This window comes from Kovacikia sp. CALU 1929 (assembly GCF_056784235.1).
This window is the reverse complement of sequence record NZ_JBXBCF010000081.1, coordinates 86,028-106,392: the sequence shown is the minus strand read 5'-3', so window position 1 is coordinate 106,392 and position 20,365 is coordinate 86,028. Positions and strand designations below refer to the sequence as shown.

Here is a 20,365-nt window from a genome sequence, read left to right as displayed (position 1 = left end):
GGAGAGCTTTCATTCTCACCCTCCACCCCAAAACTCTCAACTCTCAACTTTCAACTCTCAACTTCCAACTCCCATCCCCTGTACCCCGTAAAACAGTTCGCATTAGTACTATCCCCCGTTATCATGGGGAAGGATGGCTCTCTTATAGGTAAGTTAGATGCAGACAGGTGTTAATTCAAACAAGCAACTGACCGCTTCCCAACAGGCAGCAAAGGAGCCATTTCTCCCACTGATGCGGGAACTTGCCAGGGCATACCAGGCATTCTGTTCCTATGATGAAGAAAATATTCGTAATTTAGGGCTGACGGGTCCCCAGTTCGATGTGCTTGCAACACTAGGCAATACATCTGGAATGATGATGGGGCAGCTTGCCGAAAAGACCTTAGTGACGAAAGGAACCCTGACTGGCATTGTTGATCGCCTGGAGCAGAAGGGTTTGGTGCGGCGGGAAGTACCGCCAAACAACCGCCGATGTTTTCAGATTGTGCTGACACTAGAAGGTGAAAAGGTATTTGAGGAAGTCTTTCCAGCACACATCAACCGTTTAAAGGAACGTTTTAGCCAGTTAAGTGAAGAAGAAATTCAACAAATCATATCTGCACTCAAGCGTGTCCGAGAAATTTTTTAGCGATTAACCCGAACCTAATGGTTTGTCAAGAATTATTTTGTGGGTTTTCAACCCACAAACCCAAGTAATAACCCCTTTCCTACCCCAAACTCACAAACACAAAGTTGACAAATCACTCGTATTCCCAGGCGGAGATCTGAATACGGTGAGCTACTTTGCACTCCCAATTCTGCCCTGCCTAACAACGTGTGCCAGACTGACACCGCAGTTCCCTCGTATAAAGCTCAACTAGTACAAAGCCTTTATGAAGATGGGGGCGTGAGATAAAAAACGTCAGGAATTTGCCTTAGAAGTGATGTAGGTTAACTAGTCACTTGATTTGGGTCACTCATCTGTCCCAGGTCAGGTACCTATACTAACAGCTAAACCTAAGATTCCAGATTTCCAAACAAGCAGTCCTGCATTTTTGCGTAAGTTTTCCGGGTGCATAGTCAACGCAGCAATGTAACTGTCTTAGACGACAAACCTGTGTCTGTAAAGGGTTCATTACGGAACTCTAAGCAGTGTTTCTTAGTCCACATTGACGGGAACAATAACTCTACGGAGCAGACTAAAAGCCTATCCGAAAACTATCTAGGCTCAATCTTGAGCTTTAGCAATTAAGGCTTTTCGGACAGGCTTTAAAGCCCAATCTTACCTGGAGCCACTGAGACGAGCATTATGGCAGCATCATCTTTTTACGCTGAAGTAGACTTTGACCAACAACTCTATGCCCAGAGTTTTCCGTCAAATGGCTCTGCTGACGATGAGCGAACCGTGGATGACCTGATGAGTCTGGAAATGGAATATTCCGACTCAGCCAGTTTCCAGAGAGCAGCAAGTCGCCGCACTACCGATCTGGTTCGTCTGTATCTCCAAGAAATTGGTCGAGTGCGGTTGTTGGGTCGAGATGAGGAGGTCTCTGAGGCGCAGCGAGTGCAGCGGTACATGCGGCTACTGGAACAGCGATCGCAAGCAGCCGAAACGGAAGCGGGTTCAATTCAACGCTACGTTCAACTGATTGATGCCCATGATCGCCTCGCTTCTCATCTAGGTCATCGCCCCTCTCTAGAACGATGGGCAACTGAAGCTGGAGTGGCTGTGGCAGACTTAAAGCCAATCCTGGCGGAAGGTAAGCGACGATGGGCAGAAGTCACCAGTCTCACCGTTGAAGAACTGGAACAGATTCAGGCTCAGGGTATCCATGCTAAGGAACACATGATCAAGGCAAACCTGCGCCTGGTTGTATCGGTTGCCAAAAAGTATCAGAACCGGGGCTTAGAACTGTTGGATCTAATTCAGGAGGGCACCCTGGGGTTGGAGCGGGCGGTTGAGAAATTTGACCCAACCAAAGGCTATCGGTTCAGTACCTATGCCTACTGGTGGATTCGTCAGGGGATTACGCGGGCGATCGCCACCCAGAGTCGCACGATTCGCCTGCCGGTTCACATTACCGAAAAACTGAACAAAATCAAAAAAGCGCAGCGTAAAATTTCTCAGGAAAAAGGACGGACTGCCACCATCGAAGATGTTGCACTTGAACTGGAAATGACCGCTCCTCAAGTGCGTGAAGTTCTTCTGCGCGTACCTCGCTCGGTTTCCCTGGAAACAAAGGTGGGTAAGGAAAAAGACACCGAACTGGGCGATTTACTAGAAACGGACGATGTTTCCCCTGAAGATACCCTGATGCGGGAAGCACTGCGGCGCGACTTGCAACAACTCCTGGCAGATCTGACCAGCCGAGAACGGGATGTAATTGAAATGCGGTTTGGTTTAGGCGACGGACATCCCTACTCCCTGGCTGAAATTGGACGCGCCCTCGATCTATCACGGGAACGGGTACGACAGATTGAGGCAAAAGCACTCCAAAAGCTACGCCAACCCAAACGTCGTAATCGTGTACGCGATTATTTAGAGTCTTTAAGCTAGTAGGCTGTTACCTTTAAGTTGATAGATAAGGGTGAGGCACTGGTTGTTATTTGAGGGTTTTCAACCCCCAAAATAATTCTTAACAGTCCCCTAGCATATAGCAATATTCATTGTGAAAGTTCTGAAGCACCCGATTTAAGCTGAATCGACTGTCAGGCTTCAACTTCAGCCACTTCCCCCTGAGAACACCAGCCCTGATTTCCTTACAGAAATCAGGGCTTATTGCTGTCATTAGTTTCTGAATGCCGCTCACTGGCTGTCCAACTTGAGCAGACATAAGCTTTCTTTTCAGAAGTAATTCTCAATAAGGAATCTTAGTTGAAAATCAAACTTTTATTGTGTATCATTCTCATCAAATGGGAGTTATTGAGAAGACTATGATGGCTGCTCCTTACACCGCTGCTTCCCTCAAAGCGGAACTCAACGAGAAAGGCTGGCGATTGACTCCCCAACGGGAAACAATTCTGCAAGTTTTCCAGAATCTGCCAAAGGGAAATCACCTCAGCGCTGAAGATCTTTACAATACGTTGGAAGAAGATGGAGAGGCGATTAGCCTCTCCACTATTTACCGCACGCTCAAACTGATGGCGCGGATGGGTATTCTGCGAGAACTGGAACTGGCAGAAGGTCATAAGCACTATGAGCTAAACCAGCCCTATCCTTATCACCATCACCATTTGATTTGCGTTCGTTGCAGCAAAACGATTGAGTTTAAGAATGACCCTGTGCTAAAAATTGGTGCTAAGACTGCCCAAAAAGAGGGCTATCACCTGTTGGATTGCCAATTGACCATCCATGCAGTCTGCCCTACTTGTCAGCGATCGCTGCTGCCTATTTGAGGGCATCTGAAAGGGAAGTTGCTTAAGAGCAGGATGATTTGAAACGCAGTTTCAGCTATCAAATGCTTTGTATAGCCCCTCAAATCGCTGATTTTTCGATTTTAGCCCGAGCCGGTCATGGGGTGTAGACCCTACAACCGGCTCAGCAGGACTTTAAAAGTCCCGGTGTCTGACTTGGGCATCAAACCCAAAGGCACGAAGGACTTCAGCTTGAGATTGGGCAGGATCACGATCTGTAAAAGAACCCGCGTTAATAAACGTTCCCAGGCGAGAATCGGCGAGGAATGCCCCTGGTGAAATTCGCCTCACAAAAGTCAGGGTTTCTAGGTCATCGGATGGAATTGCAACCACGTACCTCAAGCCTTCTCTCACCAGGGGACCAGTCACTGGAGGACGTACAATCACTGGAGGAGCTATCACCACTGGATGACGTACCACTGGATGACGTACCACTGGAGGATGTGCAATAGGACGAGGAGCACAAGAAACTCTATGTCCACACTGCCTTCTTGGCTGGCTTCTGTAGCAACTTGCTGCACGATATCGACTGCTACCACATTGGGAGCGCCCAGCAGATGCAAGATCAGCCGTGCTCATTATGATCGCAGGAGCTAGAAGCAGTGCAGATACTCCTACCCAACTAGCCAGGTGCCTCCGCACTAAACCCTTAGAGCCAGCAGAAAGAGGATGCACTTTAGATGCTCGGCTGGCGCGAGCAGAGTGCAACAATGCAGAGATTTTCATAGCTTTCCTACAGAAACTTAAACTAAACAGCCTTAAATTGGCTATGTAATCTATTCTTTATTAAAAGTCTAGATTTTTCAATTGTGCAAGCGAGAATTGACCGCAAAAGTTTGAATAAACTTGCGATTAAGCATTAAATTGGCGATCGCCTCTCTAGATAAGTAAATTCACGTAAATAACCAGGCAATCGGCTGTTTGGCAATTAATAGTGATTCAGTCAGGGCTATGGACTGTTGATAAGCGGGCAGGGACAACCCTCTTAAGGGATAGTTTTGTTCAGAATTAATCAGCCATGCGATCGATCAATTTAGACGCTCTGCATATCCAGATTTAATCCATCCTTCCTGTCCGCTACTTTCAATTCTCACCTTTTGCCATTCTCCATCCGGACTGTCTTCAAGAATAGTAATTTGGTCGTTATAAGCAACTCCACCGATCCGTTCAGCATCGCGGTTCGGATCTCCCCGAAGATTTAACCCTTCTGATAGCATAATCTTCGCCCGATAACCCGCTGCTTCGGTCTCTTGAGGAGAAGGCTGGGCGCTAGGGGAAGGACTGGGTGAGGGAGAAGGTTTAGCCGGGCTAGCAGGGGCAGAGCTTGCCTGAGCCGTCTTCACAGATGGAGTTTGGGTGGAAGATTTGTCGCTCGGAGTGGCTTTGTTGCTCGGAGTGGCTTTGTCATTTGGAGAGGGTTTGTCATTCGGAAAAGTGGGTTTGGGTGGAAGGGTGGTGAACTGGGATATGACGTGTTGTGCTGCAATAAAACTGCCAGAAACAATAAGAACGACTGCCAGAAACACACCGCTTAATACTTTGACTAAATCAGACCATTTCATCGCATTCACCCAAGAATTGTTTTGGCTGCAATTGTATAGCCACCAGCGAGATTTGTTGCATTGATAGCCTAATCTGGCTGCTGCATCTGGCGTTGGATGCGATTGCTGAGGCTACTGTGTTTTGAAGCTAAACGAGCTTTACCGGCGGCTGCCCACTCCTGCAAAAACTGGATTTGCTCCTGGGCTGTCCGAGCTAAAGGAACCACCTGACTGGCAGATTCTAGAATATCGTCAGTCGTAAAGTCACGGTTCTGGCTGAACCCAATATGCATAGCTTCAATCAAAATCTGCTCAATTTCGGCACCGGAAAAGTCAGGGGTCTCGTAAGCAAGCCTTTCCACGTCGTATTGTTTCAGGTTATGGGGGCGCAGTCGGGCAAGGTGAACAGAAAAGATTGCCTGCCGTTCGTCTTGGGTGGGCAGACCCACGAAAAAGATTTCATCAAACCGTCCTTTTCTCAGCATTTCTGGTGGTAGGGACTGGATATTGTTTGCTGTGGCGACCACAAAAACGGGTGAGGTTTTTTCTGCCATCCAGGTGATGAAGGTGCCAAAGACGCGGCTGGTGGTTCCGGCATCCCCCTTGCTGTCTACTCCAGAGAAGGCTTTGTCGATTTCGTCGATCCAGAGGATGCAGGGAGCCAGGGCTTCTGCCAATTGAATCATCTGCCGGGTGCGGGATTCAGACTCGCCGACCAGTCCGGCGAACAAGCGTCCCACATCCAGCCGCAGGAGGGGTAAATGCCAGTGGTGAGCGATCGCCTTTGCCGTTAGCGATTTTCCCGTTCCCTGAATGCCTACCAGCAATAGTCCACGCGGATGGGGTAAGCCATACTGTCGCGCCCGTTCAGAAAATGCCCCGCCCCGCCTCAGGAGCCAGTCTTTCAGGTTATCCAGCCCACCAATGTCAGAAATGTTGGCGGTGGTGGGGTAGAAGTCGAGAATCTGGGTTTGACGGATGGTTTGCCGTTTTTCTTCCAGAATCAAATCGACGTCTTCGGGGCGGAGTTCACCGTGAGTGGCGATCGCCCGTGCCAAAACCCGCCGAATGCGTTCGAGGGATAGCCCCTGACAGGATCGTACCAGGTCATCCAGTGCTCGTCCTTCTAGAGTGTGTCCTGTAGCTGCCAGCAAGCGCTCCACCTCTGTCCGAATTTCGGCGGCGGCTGGCAGAGGAAAATCGAGAATAGTCAGTACCTCACTCAGCTCGTCGGGAATGGTGACCTGAGGCGAAATAATCACCAGATTCTTAGGCTGGGACTTGAGCAACCGTGCCAGGTTTCGCAGTTTACGGGAAACCGAAATATCATCCAGAAACCGATGGAAATCCCGTAGAACAAAGACGGCAGAGGCAGCCGCGGGCAATTTCTCAACTAACTCCAGTGCTTGGAGTGGGTTACGTTTGCCAAAGCCTGCGTCATTGGGGTTACCCTGGTAGCCATCGACAAAATCCCAGATATAGACTGCCCGGTTGCCAAGTTGCTTAGCAGAATGGGCGATCGCTGCTTCAATCCGTTCTTCTTCACGAGTGGGGATATAGATCAGCGAGTACCGCGCTCGCAGCAGTAACTCAAACTCATCGCTAAAGCTCATAGAAACATCCTCTAGTCCATATCTATGATGAATCTACAATGATATGGACGAGTATTGTGGTAATCGGGTAAGAAAGGCGATCGCCCCTGAAAGCCCCCACCCCTTGCTTCATTTTTGGCGAATCGGAATTTGAATCACAAACTCCGCACCCCGACCGGGGAATGAACGACAGCTCAAAGACCCCCCATGTCGTTCAGTGACAATCTGATAGCTAATCGATAAACCCATACCAGTGCCTTTTCCCACTGGTTTGGTGGTAAAAAACGGATCAAATAAACGCTGCCGGACAGATTCCGCCATTCCTAAGCCATTGTCAGCTATGCGGATCACCACATGGTCTTTGTCAGGCATTTCTGTGGCGATGTGGAGAGTGCTGGGAAGCCGTTGCATATCTTCAATCTCCCGCCTGACATCGCGCTCTTCCAGGGCATCCAGGGCGTTGGTCAGAATGTTCATAAATACCTGGTTTAGCTGTCCCGCATAGCAGGCGACCAGGGGTAGGTTGCCATATTCTTTGATCACTTTCACTTCGGGGCGATCGTGGCGCGCCTTCAGGCGATTCTGCAAAATCATCAATGTGCTGTCAATTCCTTCATGAATATCAACCGCTTTAAACTCCGCCTCATCCATGCGAGAGAAGTTACGCAACGAAGTGACAATTCCCTGAATCCGGTCTGCCCCCAATTTCATTGAAGCAAGCAATCTAGGTAGATCGGCTAATAAAAAGTCGAGGTCGATCGCTTCTGCCACCGTTTGAACCTCTGGATCGGGATTTGGATAATGCTTCTTGTAGAGATGAATTAAGCTCAAAAGATCTCGCGTGTACTCATTCGCATAGGCAAGATTGCCATAGATAAAGTTGACCGGATTGTTAATTTCATGGGCAACCCCCGCCACCAACTGCCCCAGGCTAGACATTTTTTCCGTCTGAATCAGTTGCGCCTGGGTACTTTGCAGTTGATGCAACGTTTCTTCCAGTTCAGCGGATTGTTGTCTTAACTCTGCTTCTGATTGCCGCAGCGCATTTTCTGCTCGTATTCGCTCCTGTTCAATCCGCTTGCGCTCACTGATATCCGTCACCGTCACCACCAATTGATAAATGCAGGAAGCGCTATCCTGCAAAGGGGACACGTTTAGATGCCACCAGGTTTCTGCACCCACTTCTCCAAAACAGGTTTCAAAGGTCAGTGTTCTTCTGATTTGGATACATTCCTGAAAATACTGGCGCAGAGGAACAGCCGCTTCTCCGAGTGCCTCCGACATAGTCTTACCCAGCAAAGTCTCAAAGGGAACTGGACTGATGCTCGTCATGGCAGGGTTGTAGTTGGCATAGCGAAACTCCTCGCCTTGATTTAATACATCCAGAACAAAAATGCCATAGTCCACGCCATCCCAAATACTTTGTAGAAACTGTGCCTGTCGGTGAAGTTGCTGCTCTACTAGTTTGCGTTCAGTAATATCCCGCGCTACACCAATGATGGAAGCGACTTGTTGATTGCCATTTTTTTGAACTGCCAGGTTGAGCGTATGCCATCGCCAGCTATTATCCTTATGGCGAACCCGATACTCTACTCCAGACTGCTTTTGTCCAGTGGCGATCGCCGTCTCAAATGCCCGGTAGCAAATTGCCAGATCATCTGGAGCAATCAGTGGGACAAAGGATTCGCCCTCAATTTCAGACAAATCGTACCCCAACACATCGGTGAAATTTGGAGAGGCGTAGGAAAAAATTCCCTCCGGGGAGAGCATAAAAATTAAATCATTGGCATTTTCAACAATGCTGCGAAATTTTTCTTCGCTCTGACGGAGGGCTGACAGTTCTTGATGGAGTAACTCGGTAGACATAAGCTAACCCTGGCTTGCCCATTATGGCTGTTTCAGATACATCTAGTGGTTTGTCAACTTTGTGTTTGTGAGTCTGGGATAGGAAAGGGGTGATTATTTTGGGGTTTTTAACCCACAAAATAATTCTTGACAGACCATTAGTAGAGCTTGGCGTAAATCTGCCTTCTATTCCTGACCCCTGACCCCTTTACAAGGGTTGCCGAACTTACGCCGCAATTTACTAGTAGCTGTCATTAAAGGACTCCTCACACTAAAAAACCTTCTGGAGTCTGACAGAGTCAATCTGAAATTCCAGAAGGCTTATCGTTAGTCAAACTAACCAAGACATTGCCAGCCGTACTTCGGATCTAAAATCCTCAGGTTCCGGTGACAGAACAAGTCCCTAGAGCTTGACTGACAAAGACTCGGTTAGGGCTTCCCGCAAGATTGCAGCTTTGTCGGTTTGTTCCCAGGGCAACTCCAGATCGGTACGCCCAAAGTGCCCATAGGCTGCCACATCTTGATAGAAGCGCCCGTCCCGCTCAGATGGAAGGTGACGCAGGTTAAATGTCTGAATAATCCCCGCAGGACGCAACTCGAAATGTTGTAGAACCAGTTCTAGAATGCGTTCGTCGGCAATTTTACCCGTGTCGAAGGTGTCAACCATAATACTGACCGGACGAGCGACCCCGATCGCATAGCTCAGTTGCACCTCACACTTATCTGCCAATCCAGCCGCCACAATGTTCTTGGCAACATGACGGCAGGCATAAGCCGCACTCCGGTCTACCTTAGTAGGATCCTTGCCTGAAAACGCCCCCCCCCCATGCCGAGAGTAACCGCCATAGGTATCGACAATGATCTTACGTCCGGTTAATCCCGCATCGCCCTGGGGACCACCAACGACAAACTTGCCGGTGGGGTTAACCAGGAACCGAGTATTGGCATCCGGCTTGATGTCAATATCTGAAAACACAGGCAACACAACGACTGACCACAGGTCTTCCTTAATTTTTGCTTGAACAGCAGCCTCATCCGTGATGCTGCCAATAGTCGGAGCGTGTTGGGTCGAAACCAGGATCGTATCAATGCCAACGGGGCGATCGTTCTCATACAAAATGGTGACCTGAGTCTTTCCATCTGGGCGGAGGTAAGGAAGTTGTCCTGTCTTACGAACCGCTGCTAGCTTACGAGAAATGCGATGCGCCAGACTAATGGGTAGTGGCATTAGTTCAGGGGTTTCATTGCAGGCAAAGCCAAACATGATTCCCTGGTCACCCGCACCAATCCGGTCGAGTTCCTCATTACTGGCTTGGGCACGGGTCTCATGGGCTGAGTTGACTCCCTGGGCAATATCAGGGGATTGAGCATCTAAGGCTACCAGAACAGCACAACTTGTTGCACAAAAACCACCATCGGCTCCGGTATAGCCGATTTCGGTTACTTTCTGCCTGACCAGATCAATATAATTGACCCGTGCCTTAGTGGTAATTTCACCTGTAATCAACACCAAACCTGTGTTGACCACGACCTCAGCGGCTACCCGGCTGGCAGGGTCTTCATTCAAGAGGGCATCCAAAATCGTATCTGAGATCTGATCACAGATTTTGTCAGGATGCCCTTCGGTAACGGATTCAGAGGTAAATAAATAGCTACGAGACAACTGGATACCCTCTCCTTAAATATGGAGTAAACGAAACCATTCCTACAAATAGTAGGAAATAGGCACCTAAAGAGCTTAAGTAATTTTACCTGTCAAACTGCATAGAATGTTAACCGAACCCAAGGGAATCACAGGAGTAATTACGAGGCATCTTTACTTATTCTTTGCAAAGCAAAATTTTAGAAAAATTTTAGACAAAGGACTTGTCCCCTTGTTCTGATGCGCTCACGCTCACGCTGTGAAGGATTTGAATTTCGGAAAAATGGGCAGCCACAACATCTGCCCCGCTTAATCCAGCAGGCTTTGCGCCACCCCAGGTTACTCCAATACAACCCAATGCTCCTGCCGCCTGTGCCATCTTTACATCTGCGGTAGAGTCACCTATTGCGATCGCCGTCGGTGGCTCAACCTCCAACTCTGCACAAATCCGATAAAACAACTCTGGGTCAGGCTTACCTGGACCAATATCTGTCCCGATACCTGCCTGTACGAGCGCCCCAAGCTCATATCGTTCGATAAAATTTTGAACATTCTCAGTCGTATCCGCTGACAAAATGCCAACTTTCACCCCAGTCCCGGTTAAACGCTGCAATAAATCCCGTGCCCCCTCAAACAAAGGAGTGTGATCTGCCTTTCGTTTAAACACGCTGTCTGCCTCTAAAAATGCCGATCGCACAATTGAAAGGGACTCCAGCCAATCTCGCCCGGTTTCTGCCACATAAGCTGCTGCTGCAATTTCATTTTCTAAACGAGACCCGACAGCCATTAGTCCTGCCGGGTTTAACTTTCCCCCATCAAGACCAAATGCCATTAGCAACGGCTCCTGCACCCCCGGAATCTGAGCATCAATCAGACGAGAACGCTTTTGTCCCAGATTCCACAAAAAATCGTAGGAATCTGCCAGAGTTCCGTCTTTGTCAAAAATGACTGCTTGAATGTTTTTGAATCCTACTGTTCCACAGTGAATGCTTGCCAAAGAAAACCTCCAATTCCCACTGCCACCCTCTAACCTTTTGCAGTACCTACTAAGTAGGGGAGACTAAATTAAATATAAAACCCCTTCAGGATGGGTTATAAAATAGCGTAACCCATGCTGGGGAAGTCTTTGATCCCAACACATCCTCGTTTAATTCTGCCTACCTATCTTAGCCCTATAAAAAAAGAGGGAAAATCCCTCCTTTTAGTCGTCAAAAGCTTAAACCAGACTGAATCAAATTAATCCTCATCAATTGCAGGAGGAAGATCTTCAACTTCAACCTCATCTATCACAGGCTCAGGTTCAGCCTCAAGCGTCATTGATTTGCCCTGCTGTTGAGCCAGTACCTGCTCTCGGTAGCGGGCTGCCATTTCTTCTGCCTTATCGTAAACAACCTGGGGATTCTTTACCATGTCACCGGGTTCCGGTTCCAGTTGCTTCGTAGAGAGGGAAATCCGTCCCCGGTCAGAATCCAGGTCAATGATCATCACCTTTACTTCGTCATTAACATTAAAAACGCTGTGAGGAGTATCGATATGATCGTGGGAAATTTCAGAAATGTGCAATAGACCGCTTACACCACCAATATCAATAAATGCCCCATAAGGCTTGATCCCGCGTACAGTCCCAATCACCACTTCACCCACTTCGAGCTTGTTCATCTTACGCTCAACCAGGGCACGACGATGGCTCAGAACCAGGCGGTTTCGCTCCTCATCCACCTCAAGGAACTTCAGCGGCAATTCTTCGCCCACCAAATCTTCTTTGGGCTTACGAGTACTGATGTGAGAGCCGGGAATAAACCCACGCAGACCTTCAATTCGCACCAGAGCACCACCCCGGTTCGTTGCGAACACCATAGAGCGTACCGTTGCATCCTCGGCTTGAAGCTGGCGAACCCGTTCCCATGCTCGCATATACTCAATTCGGCGGATAGAGAGGGTCAACTGCCCATCTTCATTTTCATCTGCCAGAATAAAGAATTCACGAGTTTCATTGGACTGAAGCACCTCTTCCGGGCTGTCAATCCGATTAATCGACATCTCCTGAATTGGAATATAAGCAGCAGTTTTTGCGCCGATGTCAATCAGAGCACCCCTTGGTTCAAGACTAAATACCGTCCCGGCAACCACATCACCGGGGCTGAAGTGATAGTCATATTTGTCGAGCAGGGCTGCAAAATCTTCGTGGGTAAAGCCGACGTCAATATCCATCGTTTGCTGATTGACCATGCGAATCATGTCCTAGTAACTATTCTCCTTAAACAACCGCCTCCTGTCGATGCATACGCACGCTAAAGCCGTGCTTGTACACCTACATTTTTCCTGCCTATTTGGTAGGAAAACTCAGCCTATGCAATTAGGGGCTCAGAAGAACCATGATAACTCAATCAGGGTTGCTAAGCACATTATTTCTAAGGACATTTCCGTTTGTCCTGGAAAAGCGATTAAATCTGGAGAAAAGGGTTTTGACTACTAATTCAGACACCAGTAAGGGAAATACGAGCTTTACAAAGCTTAATAAAAAGGAAGAAATCAGGTGTATAGAAGTGATCTTAAATTTCCTCCCGTGAAATTTTGGATAGGCTTAGCCGTCTAGCCGAACACAATTATTTTCAGATGGGGTAAACCACAACGGCGTGTGGATGAGTGGATAGGTGTGGATGCATTGCAGAACTTTGAGGTTGCTCTACATAGTACTCACAGGCGTAAACCTGGCTACGTTGGGTTCTACTTCGCACTTCGAACTCTGCCCTGGCTGAACAAGCCTACCTACGTTGGGCTAAACTTCAGCCCGAGTGGTTGTCTGAGAGGGAGTGAGAATGGTCGTATCTGAACTGACTGGGGACTCTTCTTGAGCTAGAGATCCATTTTCCGAGGGCTGGGTGGTCGTACTCTGGAGATGATTCAGGGTATCCACAAAGTCTCGAATCCCCTGAAATTTTCTGTAGACAGAGGCAAATCGAATATACGCAACTTCATTGACATTGCGTAGGTTTTGCAGTACGAGTTCACCGATTTCGGCACTGGTGACTTCGCGTACTGATCGCTGTTGCAGTTCCGCTTCTATCTCATCGACTAATGTTTCGAGCTGGGCGGATGAAATACCTGTTTTTTCGCAGGCACTCACGATTCCACGTAAAAGCTTGGAGCGATCAAAAGATTCGCGATCGCCGTCCCTCTTGATAACGGTGATGGGAACAAACTCAATCCGCTCATAGGTTGTAAAGCGCCGCTCGCACCTGAGGCATTCTCGCCGTCGCCTGACACTTTGCCCCGCTTCTGCTGAGCGCGACTCAAGGACACGGTTTTCGGTGAACTGGCAAAAGGGGCATCGCATGGTTAGAAAGAACTCCGAGCGGATAAACAATACTCGCACGTAGCAATCTGGTTTAAAAAACTCCCGCCCATTAGAGACATCTAAGTCTTTCAAGGCATGGAGCTTAAATCAGATAGGGTTGATGTCTGCTTTCACATTAATCAGTATTGATGATTATGGCTGACTTTTTTTATTAATTTTCTTCTAAATAAGTAGGGATGCTTAAACACTTATGAGTTTTTGTTACATTTGCACCAAAATTCTCATTGAGTGGTGAGGTACCCCTTCGGATGGACGGTTCCTACTACCATTGAGTAGAAGCAGTTTGGTGAGCAATTTTCTAAAGTGGAAAGAGTACACGTTCCCGGAATGGATCCCATTAGAATGCCTACTCAAGATAGAAACGAGTCATTTGTTGATTGGATGAACCAGGCGATTGCCGATGCGGTTAAGTCATCCCAAGGAATTTCAGATAAATTGAAGGAAACGGTGGGAGTTCCCCTTTATCAGTTTGTTGAGCAGGGAACTGAAACCATTGGTAAGGTGGTTGCTCCTATTACAGAAAATCCTGTGGTGCGATTTGCCACCAGAGTTCCTATCTTAAGCTGGTTGGCGGCAGCACTGGGTCAGGTCAATGTAGCCAGGGTGCAGGCAGAAGTGGAAGAGCTGCGGCGGCAGTATCCTTTAGAAACCGCTGACCAATTGGCACAGCGAGTCATGGTAACCACTGCCTGGAGAGCTGCTGGGATTGGTTTGGTGACGAATGCCATTCCACCGCTGGCATTGGCGTTGTTTGCGGTAGATTTAGGGGCGATCGCAGCTTTGCAAGCTGAGATGATCTATCGGATTGCGGCTATCTATGAATTTTCCCCCACCGAGCCGACTCGCCGGGGTGAAGTACTGGCACTTTGGGGTCTATCAACCGGAGGTTCAGGGGTTCTAAAGTCGGGTCTAAGTTTTGTTGAGATCATTCCGGGGGTGGGCACGGTGGTTGGGGTGGCTAGCGGAGCTACCCTGATCTATACCATTGGCTATCTTGCCTGCTTGTTTTACGCGGAAAAGCGCCGAGTTTCTGTCAATACACCCTCAAGCTAATTTCTAGGGCGCTGTCAAATTAAATTTGACGGGTAGCGAACACCCAGGAAGTTAATGAAGGTTAAATTTTGAGGGTCTGCGACCCATCAAAATTTTCTTGACGGAACATCAGTCCTCACAGACGGAAATCTGCATATCCCTCCTGACCGACTCCGCCCTGGCTGAACACGCTAGACCTCAGAAGGTTTTGGATAGGCTTCTAAAATCAAAAAGTATGATAATTTATCCTGCCAGGTTCTTCTAGGGATGAAAGGCTATGCTCCGTTTGGTTAGGCGGGTTTTGTTTCGAGGGGTGGTGCCTGAGCCATTGCGTGTTCTTCTATTGTTTCTGCTGTGCGGCTTGCTAACGATTAGTTGCAACCGCTCCACTTTGGATCTCAGTGCGCCCACTGGCGATCGCAACCGAATTGTTCTCGGCACCACTTCAGCCATTAACACCCTGGATCCAGCGGATGCCTACGGAACCTTTCCTGGTACCCTACTGTATAACCTGGGCGATCGCCTTTACACCTATAAACTGGGCACTAATCATCTGGAACCCCAGTTGGCGAGTGCTTTCCCATCGGTAAGTAAAGATGGTCTTACCTATACAATTCCATTGCGACAGGGAGTAGTCTTTCACGACGGCACCCGGTTTGATGCAAAAGCAATGGCGTTTTCACTCCAGCGCTTTATGCAAAACGGGGGATCGCCTTCGTTTTTGCTATCCGACCTGGTTGATTCCGTGGAACCCACGGCTGACTATGAGCTGACTCTGAAGCTAAAAAAGCCCTTTGCAGCGTTTCCATCTCTGCTGGCATTTTCTGGTGCTTGTGCGGTTTCCCCCCAGGCTTATGAAATTAAGCAAGGTGAATTTAAACCTCAGGAATTTGTCGGCACCGGACCTTATAAATTGGTCAAGTTCGGCACCGATCAAATTCTGCTTGATACTTTTGAGCAGTACTGGGGGCAAAAACCTGCCAATCAAGGGGTTAATATTCAGATTTTTTCCAGCTCAGCCAACCTGTTTAACGCCTTTCGGACGAAAGCGATCGATATTGCCTATCAAAGCCTTGCAATCGAACAAATTGCCAATCTTGAACAAGACTCTGCAACGGCTGGTTGGCAAGTGATTGAGCGTTCAGGCAGTGGCATTGATGTCCTGACCTTAAACCTGAAGTCACCCCCGTTAGACCAGCTAGAAGTGCGGCAGGTGATCGCAGCCCTGATTGATCGTCCTCTGCTACAAGAGCGGGTGTTTCAGGGACAAATTGATCCGCTCTACAGCCTGCTGCCTGAAACTCTGGATGCCCAGAAACCTGTTTTTAAGAACCAGTACGGTGACAGCAATATTGCCAGGGCAATGGAATTGCTGCAACAGGCAGGTTACTCGCGGGCTAACCCCCTCAGACTAGAGTTCTGGTACCGTTCTAACGTGATCAAAGATCAACTGGCAGCCATTACCTTCAAGGCGATCGCCCGCAAGAAAATGGACGGGCTGATGCAAATTGACTTAAAAAGTGTGGAGTCTACCACCGCTTACAAGTATCTGGATAAAGGGGCTTACCCTATCTTTCTGTTGGACTGGACTCCCGACTTCTTTGACCCTGATAACTATATTCAGCCGTTTATGGAATGTTCCACCGGCTCAGCCGAGAAAGGTTGTGAGGAAGGGCAAAGCGTTCTCTGGGGTTCCTATTACTACAGCGATCGCGCCAACCAACTGATTGACCAGAGCCGTAAAGAACAAAACCCAACAATTCGGGAACAGCTTTTTGCCCAACTACAAGATCTGCTGGCACAGGATGTCCCTTTTATTCCCCTATGGCAAAACAAGGACTTTCTGTTTGCTCAACCAGGTGTGCAGGGAGCCAGCCTGGAAGTCACCCAAAAAGTGCCGTTATGGACAATGGCAAAATCTTAAATTTGGTGGATAAGTAGTGCGATCTCCCCTCGCTTTGCAGAGAGCGAGCACCAGGCAAATCCCCTTGCCATACACCCTAAAAAGTACAATCGCACTACTATCCTGGGACAAACAATTGATTGCCAATGTCCGTACCACGTTCAGACCAAGGCTCCTCCTGGAAGGATTCGTTGATTGGGTTGATGATTTTGCCAGAGGGGTTAAAGCAAGCATTCTGGTTAGAGTTGAAGGCTTACGAGGAGAAACGCAAGGTGCCCTACATCACGAGTGTGGAAGAAATTGGCTTTGAGCGTGGCATCCAACAAGGGCGGCGATCTCTGATTCTGCTGCTGGAGCAACGAGTTGGGCAGTTACCGAATGACAGCCGCGATCGCATCTCCCAGTTAAGCCTGGTTCAGCTAGAAGCCCTGGCGATCGCCCTGCGGCAAGGGGCAATGCACTTAAAGATACTTTGGATTATAGGAGAAAATAAAGTAATTCAATTCGTTCTTTAGAGATAGCTGAAGTTTTTCCTTTATGAATAAAGCTTCAACAACCCCCTATCAATTACTAAAGTTTTACTTTACGGTAAAACTCTTAAAGAAATTTATAACTCAAGATTTAAGTCAAATAAAACTCAAGGAGTTGATCGTCTCAGTGGAATTCAGTTCGAAAGACAGTCAAAAGAACAGATTAAGATAATCCGTGAGAAGTGTCTCGCTGGTACTTACAAGTTTTCACCTTATCTTGAATTATTACGCTCTAAAGGAAGAGGAAAACTTCCTAGAGTACTAGCTGTTCCCGCAGTACGGGATCGAATTGTTCTGTACGCTCTAAAGGAAATCCTGATTAAAGTGTTTCCTGAGTCAATTCCACGAGATCTCGCTAATACTTATATTTACAAAATTAGTGATTTTGTTAAGGATAAAAATCCCTCAAGTATAGGGGTTTTTCGGGCAGGTATAGAAAGTTTTTATGATTCAATAGATAGGGAGAAATTGCTAGCAAAGCTGAGCATTAGAATAAAGTCAAATAAAATTTTGACTTTGATTAAACGAGCGATCGAATCTCCAATTGTTCCTCAAGGCTATAAAAAAGTGGATTTGGAGAAATATTCCTCAGGCAAAAGCGTACCTCAAGGGCTATCTATCTCAAATATACTTGCGGTTATCTAAGCCAATGCGCATCTAAATTGCATTAATAGCATTCCCCTTATTTTTGATGCTTCTTTCCCAATTTATAATTAAATCACCCTCATTCAGTAGTTTATTGACAAGGGCTTCTAACTCTTCAATTGATTTAAACAAGCGATTAGAGATAAATTCTTTCGCTGAGTGACAAACCAACTCTGCCAGATTGTAGTCAGGGCTATATACAGGTAGGAATTCTAAAATCAGATTAGGCATCTTCTTCTTTATTATCTCTAAAATATCCTGGCGTTTGTGAATACGGGCATTGTCCAGAATAATTATGATTTTTGGTCCATTTTGTTCAAAATCATCTATATCATGCCCTGTTTCTGCCCACTCATTTTTGAGTTCCTGATAAAATCCTTCAAGAACACTCATGAAACTCTCTCCAGTACCTTTTGAAATGAAGTCAACGATTCTTTTTTGTCAGAAAATCGCACTCCTCCCATAGCACTAAATTGCCCCTTTCTGCGTCGTCCCGAAACCTTATTTCGGCTACCTTTCTTAGTCCATCTCCGTCTTCTAATTACTCTTAAACTAAATCCAGTCTCATCCCAAAACCATACTTGAAGTCGTTCTGGAGATTCTTTCGTAATACGTAAATACTCTTCTAGCTTAGCTTTGAATAGCTTTCTTTCCTCTGGATCTTGCTTGTCTTCAAGGCTGTATTTCGACCAGACATAAACGTATTTTTTTTACTGAGAATCCTCCTAATCTGACTCCGACTTAATTTTATCCCTGTCTCCTTCTCTAAATAAGTTGCACGTCTCTGAGCGGTCCAATTGCCAAATTCATAACCGTATTCTTGGGGTTCTTTATCGATTACTTCTAGCAGCAAATTGATATACTCTTCTGTCGCTTTATGGTAGTTGCCTGCCATTCTTTCATCCATTAGACTGTCTAAGTTACTTGGGTCTCCATGGGAACACCAACAAGCAACTTTTCGTAATGAACAACCTAAAAGATCTGCTATTTCTTGTTGTGTTCTTACAGCATTCCTTAATAGCAGAATTAGAATTCTTTCTCGAATCTCAGGATGCTCATGAAACTTGAATTGTCGCTGCAACTCAAGTTTCTCTTCTGGGGTTAAATAATTCTCAATTGCCATATTAAATCCAAAAGGTCTATCATCAATTACATGCAATTTAGATGCTTAACAGCTTACGACCCATCAAAATTTTCCTGGCGGAACGCTAGTCAAAGTTGGAGAAATCACTACCCAGTTGTGGCGTGAAGAGTGGATGGATAAATCGGTGACTTTTCCACTCTTCCGCACGCTGTTGTGGTTGACCCATCTAAAAATCGCTCTATGAACGCCCAGTGTCATGAGTGGTGTATTCAAGCAAGGGCAAATCTGAGTCAACCCCATGCCGTACTCCTGTCATCACCATTCTCACCCCTCCCTGCGGTGCCAGGGTAAACCCGCGCCGTTGGCTTTTGAGCGGTTGAGTCTCCAGTAACGCCAGTTCGCATCTGGACAGAACCCTGGCAAGGACAAGTTTCATTTCTAACTGTGCCAGCGCATAGCCCAGGCAGCGACGGTTGCCCCCACCAAAGGGCAAGTACTCGGCAGGTGAATACTGCCGCTCAAGAAAGCGCTCTGGCTTAAACTGCTCAGGGTTGGGATACAGGTCTTCTCGGTAATGCACCAGATAAACACTGGGTAATAAGTTGGTTTCGGCATCATACTTGCGTCCTGCAATTTCCATGGCTGATTTGGGAATGCGCGGAAAAATTGCGGGCAGGACTGGGTACATCCGCAAGGTTTCCTGACACACCGCACTCAGATAGGGCAGTTGGGCGATTTTGAATGGGTCAGTACTGGTTCCAACACTGTTCAGTTCATTCAGTAACTTTTGCTGGATGTCTGGATGTTGGTGGATTTGGTAAAATGCCCAGGCAAGGATGGTGGCAGTGGTTTCATGACCGGCAAATAGCAAGGTCAGCAGTTCATCTCGCAATTCTGGGTCGGTCATTGCCTGTCCATTTTCATCCCGCGCTGCCATCATCAGGGTCAGGATGTCCGTGCGTCCTTCCTGCGACTGCGATCGCCGCTCTTCAATCTCTTCCTGCAATAGGGTATGGATGCGTTGCTGCCGCTGTTTCATGCGTCCCCAGGGAGACCATGCGCCCCAGTCGTACTGCAAAAATTTTAGAAACAACATGCTGGAACGGAGCGGCGAGTCTGTCATGTTGATCCAGTCGGTCAGGAGCGGTTTGATTTGTTGATATCGGCTTCCCTGGCTGAGACCAAAGACAACCTGCAAAATCACCTCCAGGCTGATCTGTTGCATGGCACTGCGGACAGTGAATGGCTGTCCAACCGGCAAACGGTTGATGAAATGGTCAGTAATCAGGCAGATCTGTTTGGCGTAGGACTGGAGCCGTTCTCCGTGAAAGGAAGGCATGAGTAGTTTCCGTTCCCGGCGGTGGCGATCGCCGTCCAACACGATCAGCGAATTCTGTCCTAAAAGAGGCTCTGCCAGCTTATTTCCACGACCCACATCAAACTGCTTTGGGTCCTGGCTAAAGATCTCCTGGATCGCCTGCGGATCTCCGACAATAACGAAGGTGCCCAATTTGCCAAGGTTCATAGTGAAGGTATCACCGTACTTTTGGCTCATCTTCTGGCTGAAGCGGATCGGATCAGAGATCCAATTTAAAAGTTGCCACCAGGATGGGCTATCAATGCGGTTTGGGAGAGGATTCATAAGGGTTTACCTGCCAGCTTCTGGTTATAACACTCTGCTTAATTCTGTCTGAACTACTGTATATTAAAAGCCAGGAATACCTATTAGTCATGGAATTAGAACTGGCTGCGATCGCTCCGACTTCTGAGACCTAACCCTCCTTTGCTACGTGAGAATGG

General features: G+C 47.6%; 16 protein-coding genes and 1 pseudogene. 7 read left to right on the top strand and 10 right to left on the bottom strand.

Translation table 11 applies throughout. The annotated features are described in order from the left end of the window. Positions 1-157 precede the first annotated feature (157 nt). The 3 genes from AC1S52_RS21590 to AC1S52_RS21580 all read left to right on the top strand — a co-directional run bounded on the left by AC1S52_RS21590 (position 158) and on the right by AC1S52_RS21580 (position 3,375). Positions 158-628: a MarR family winged helix-turn-helix transcriptional regulator gene (locus AC1S52_RS21590; RefSeq protein ID WP_482031105.1), complete on the top strand. Its 471-nt coding sequence runs from the start codon at positions 158-160 to the stop codon at positions 626-628. A 660-nt stretch (positions 629-1,288) separates the two neighbouring features. Beyond that, on the top strand, positions 1,289-2,536 hold the full coding sequence (gene sigC / locus AC1S52_RS21585) for an RNA polymerase sigma factor SigC (RefSeq protein WP_482031104.1): 1,248 nt from the start codon (positions 1,289-1,291) through the stop codon (positions 2,534-2,536). Between the two features lie 377 nt (positions 2,537-2,913). Continuing rightward, positions 2,914-3,375, top strand: coding sequence for a ferric uptake regulation protein (locus tag AC1S52_RS21580; RefSeq protein WP_482031103.1), 462 nt, complete (start codon positions 2,914-2,916; stop codon positions 3,373-3,375). Between the two features lie 153 nt (positions 3,376-3,528). On the opposite strand, the gene AC1S52_RS21575 is transcribed toward AC1S52_RS21580, so the two are convergent. The 8 genes from AC1S52_RS21575 to nrdR all read right to left on the bottom strand — a co-directional run bounded on the left by AC1S52_RS21575 (position 3,529) and on the right by nrdR (position 13,443). Then, on the bottom strand, positions 3,529-3,828 hold the full coding sequence (locus tag AC1S52_RS21575; protein ID WP_482031102.1) for a hypothetical protein: 300 nt from the start codon (positions 3,826-3,828) through the stop codon (positions 3,529-3,531). Between the two features lie 593 nt (positions 3,829-4,421). Next, complete coding sequence (locus AC1S52_RS21570; protein ID WP_482031101.1) at positions 4,422-4,955, bottom strand: SH3 domain-containing protein; 534 nt, start codon at positions 4,953-4,955, stop codon at positions 4,422-4,424. A gap of 68 nt (positions 4,956-5,023) precedes the next feature. After that, positions 5,024-6,547, bottom strand: coding sequence for an AAA family ATPase (locus AC1S52_RS21565; protein WP_482031100.1), 1,524 nt, complete (start codon positions 6,545-6,547; stop codon positions 5,024-5,026). Between the two features lie 108 nt (positions 6,548-6,655). After that, positions 6,656-8,392: a PAS domain-containing sensor histidine kinase gene (locus AC1S52_RS21560; protein ID WP_482031099.1), complete on the bottom strand. Its 1,737-nt coding sequence runs from the start codon at positions 8,390-8,392 to the stop codon at positions 6,656-6,658. A 382-nt stretch (positions 8,393-8,774) separates the two neighbouring features. After that, on the bottom strand, positions 8,775-10,034 hold the full coding sequence (gene metK / locus AC1S52_RS21555; RefSeq protein WP_482031098.1) for a methionine adenosyltransferase: 1,260 nt from the start codon (positions 10,032-10,034) through the stop codon (positions 8,775-8,777). Positions 10,035-10,224: 190 nt separating this feature from the next. Beyond that, entirely contained in the window at positions 10,225-11,010 is a 786-nt protein-coding gene (locus AC1S52_RS21550; RefSeq protein ID WP_482031097.1) for an HAD family hydrolase, read from the bottom strand. A gap of 239 nt (positions 11,011-11,249) precedes the next feature. Further along, positions 11,250-12,242 carry a 30S ribosomal protein S1 gene (locus AC1S52_RS21545; RefSeq protein WP_482031096.1) on the bottom strand — a complete coding sequence of 331 codons (993 nt, stop codon included), beginning with the start codon at positions 12,240-12,242 and terminating at the stop codon, positions 11,250-11,252. 550 nt (positions 12,243-12,792) lie between these two features. Continuing rightward, the gene (gene nrdR / locus AC1S52_RS21540) at positions 12,793-13,443 is read right to left on the bottom strand and encodes a transcriptional regulator NrdR (protein WP_482031095.1); all 651 of its coding nucleotides are present in this window, start codon (positions 13,441-13,443) and stop codon (positions 12,793-12,795) included. Between the two features lie 270 nt (positions 13,444-13,713). On the opposite strand from nrdR, the gene AC1S52_RS21535 reads away from it, so the two are divergent. The 4 genes from AC1S52_RS21535 to AC1S52_RS21520 all read left to right on the top strand — a co-directional run bounded on the left by AC1S52_RS21535 (position 13,714) and on the right by AC1S52_RS21520 (position 17,481). After that, a complete protein-coding gene (locus tag AC1S52_RS21535) occupies positions 13,714-14,424 on the top strand; it encodes a DUF697 domain-containing protein (RefSeq protein WP_482031094.1) in 711 nt (236 codons plus the stop codon). A 256-nt stretch (positions 14,425-14,680) separates the two neighbouring features. Next, positions 14,681-16,327 (top strand): ABC transporter substrate-binding protein, encoded by a 1,647-nt coding sequence (locus AC1S52_RS21530; RefSeq protein WP_482031093.1) that lies wholly within the window; start codon positions 14,681-14,683, stop codon positions 16,325-16,327. A 125-nt stretch (positions 16,328-16,452) separates the two neighbouring features. After that, positions 16,453-16,821 (top strand): DUF4351 domain-containing protein, encoded by a 369-nt coding sequence (locus AC1S52_RS21525; RefSeq protein ID WP_482031092.1) that lies wholly within the window; start codon positions 16,453-16,455, stop codon positions 16,819-16,821. A 339-nt stretch (positions 16,822-17,160) separates the two neighbouring features. Then, positions 17,161-17,481, top strand: coding sequence for a hypothetical protein (locus tag AC1S52_RS21520; RefSeq protein WP_482031091.1), 321 nt, complete (start codon positions 17,161-17,163; stop codon positions 17,479-17,481). A 12-nt stretch (positions 17,482-17,493) separates the two neighbouring features. Here AC1S52_RS21520 and AC1S52_RS21515 read toward each other — a convergent pair. Then, positions 17,494-18,604, bottom strand: a pseudogene (locus AC1S52_RS21515) (IS630 family transposase). Between the two features lie 199 nt (positions 18,605-18,803). After that, positions 18,804-20,207, bottom strand: coding sequence for a cytochrome P450 (locus AC1S52_RS21510; RefSeq protein WP_482031090.1), 1,404 nt, complete (start codon positions 20,205-20,207; stop codon positions 18,804-18,806). Between the last annotated feature and the right edge of the window lie 158 nt (positions 20,208-20,365).

What these genes read in the sequence shown, in the direction of transcription:
- AC1S52_RS21590 (WP_482031105.1), top strand. Translation starts at nt 158, where the DNA reads ATGCAGACAGGTGTTAATTCAAACAAGCAACTGACCGCTTCCCAACAG.
- sigC (WP_482031104.1), top strand. Translation starts at nt 1,289, where the DNA reads ATGGCAGCATCATCTTTTTACGCTGAAGTAGACTTTGACCAACAACTC.
- AC1S52_RS21580 (WP_482031103.1), top strand. Translation starts at nt 2,914, where the DNA reads ATGATGGCTGCTCCTTACACCGCTGCTTCCCTCAAAGCGGAACTCAAC.
- AC1S52_RS21570 (WP_482031101.1), bottom strand. Translation starts at nt 4,955, where the DNA reads ATGAAATGGTCTGATTTAGTCAAAGTATTAAGCGGTGTGTTTCTGGCA.
- AC1S52_RS21565 (WP_482031100.1), bottom strand. Translation starts at nt 6,547, where the DNA reads ATGAGCTTTAGCGATGAGTTTGAGTTACTGCTGCGAGCGCGGTACTCG.
- AC1S52_RS21560 (WP_482031099.1), bottom strand. Translation starts at nt 8,392, where the DNA reads ATGTCTACCGAGTTACTCCATCAAGAACTGTCAGCCCTCCGTCAGAGC.
- AC1S52_RS21545 (WP_482031096.1), bottom strand. Translation starts at nt 12,242, where the DNA reads ATGGTCAATCAGCAAACGATGGATATTGACGTCGGCTTTACCCACGAA.
- AC1S52_RS21535 (WP_482031094.1), top strand. Translation starts at nt 13,714, where the DNA reads ATGCCTACTCAAGATAGAAACGAGTCATTTGTTGATTGGATGAACCAG.
- AC1S52_RS21530 (WP_482031093.1), top strand. Translation starts at nt 14,681, where the DNA reads ATGCTCCGTTTGGTTAGGCGGGTTTTGTTTCGAGGGGTGGTGCCTGAG.
- AC1S52_RS21525 (WP_482031092.1), top strand. Translation starts at nt 16,453, where the DNA reads ATGTCCGTACCACGTTCAGACCAAGGCTCCTCCTGGAAGGATTCGTTG.
- AC1S52_RS21510 (WP_482031090.1), bottom strand. Translation starts at nt 20,207, where the DNA reads ATGAATCCTCTCCCAAACCGCATTGATAGCCCATCCTGGTGGCAACTT.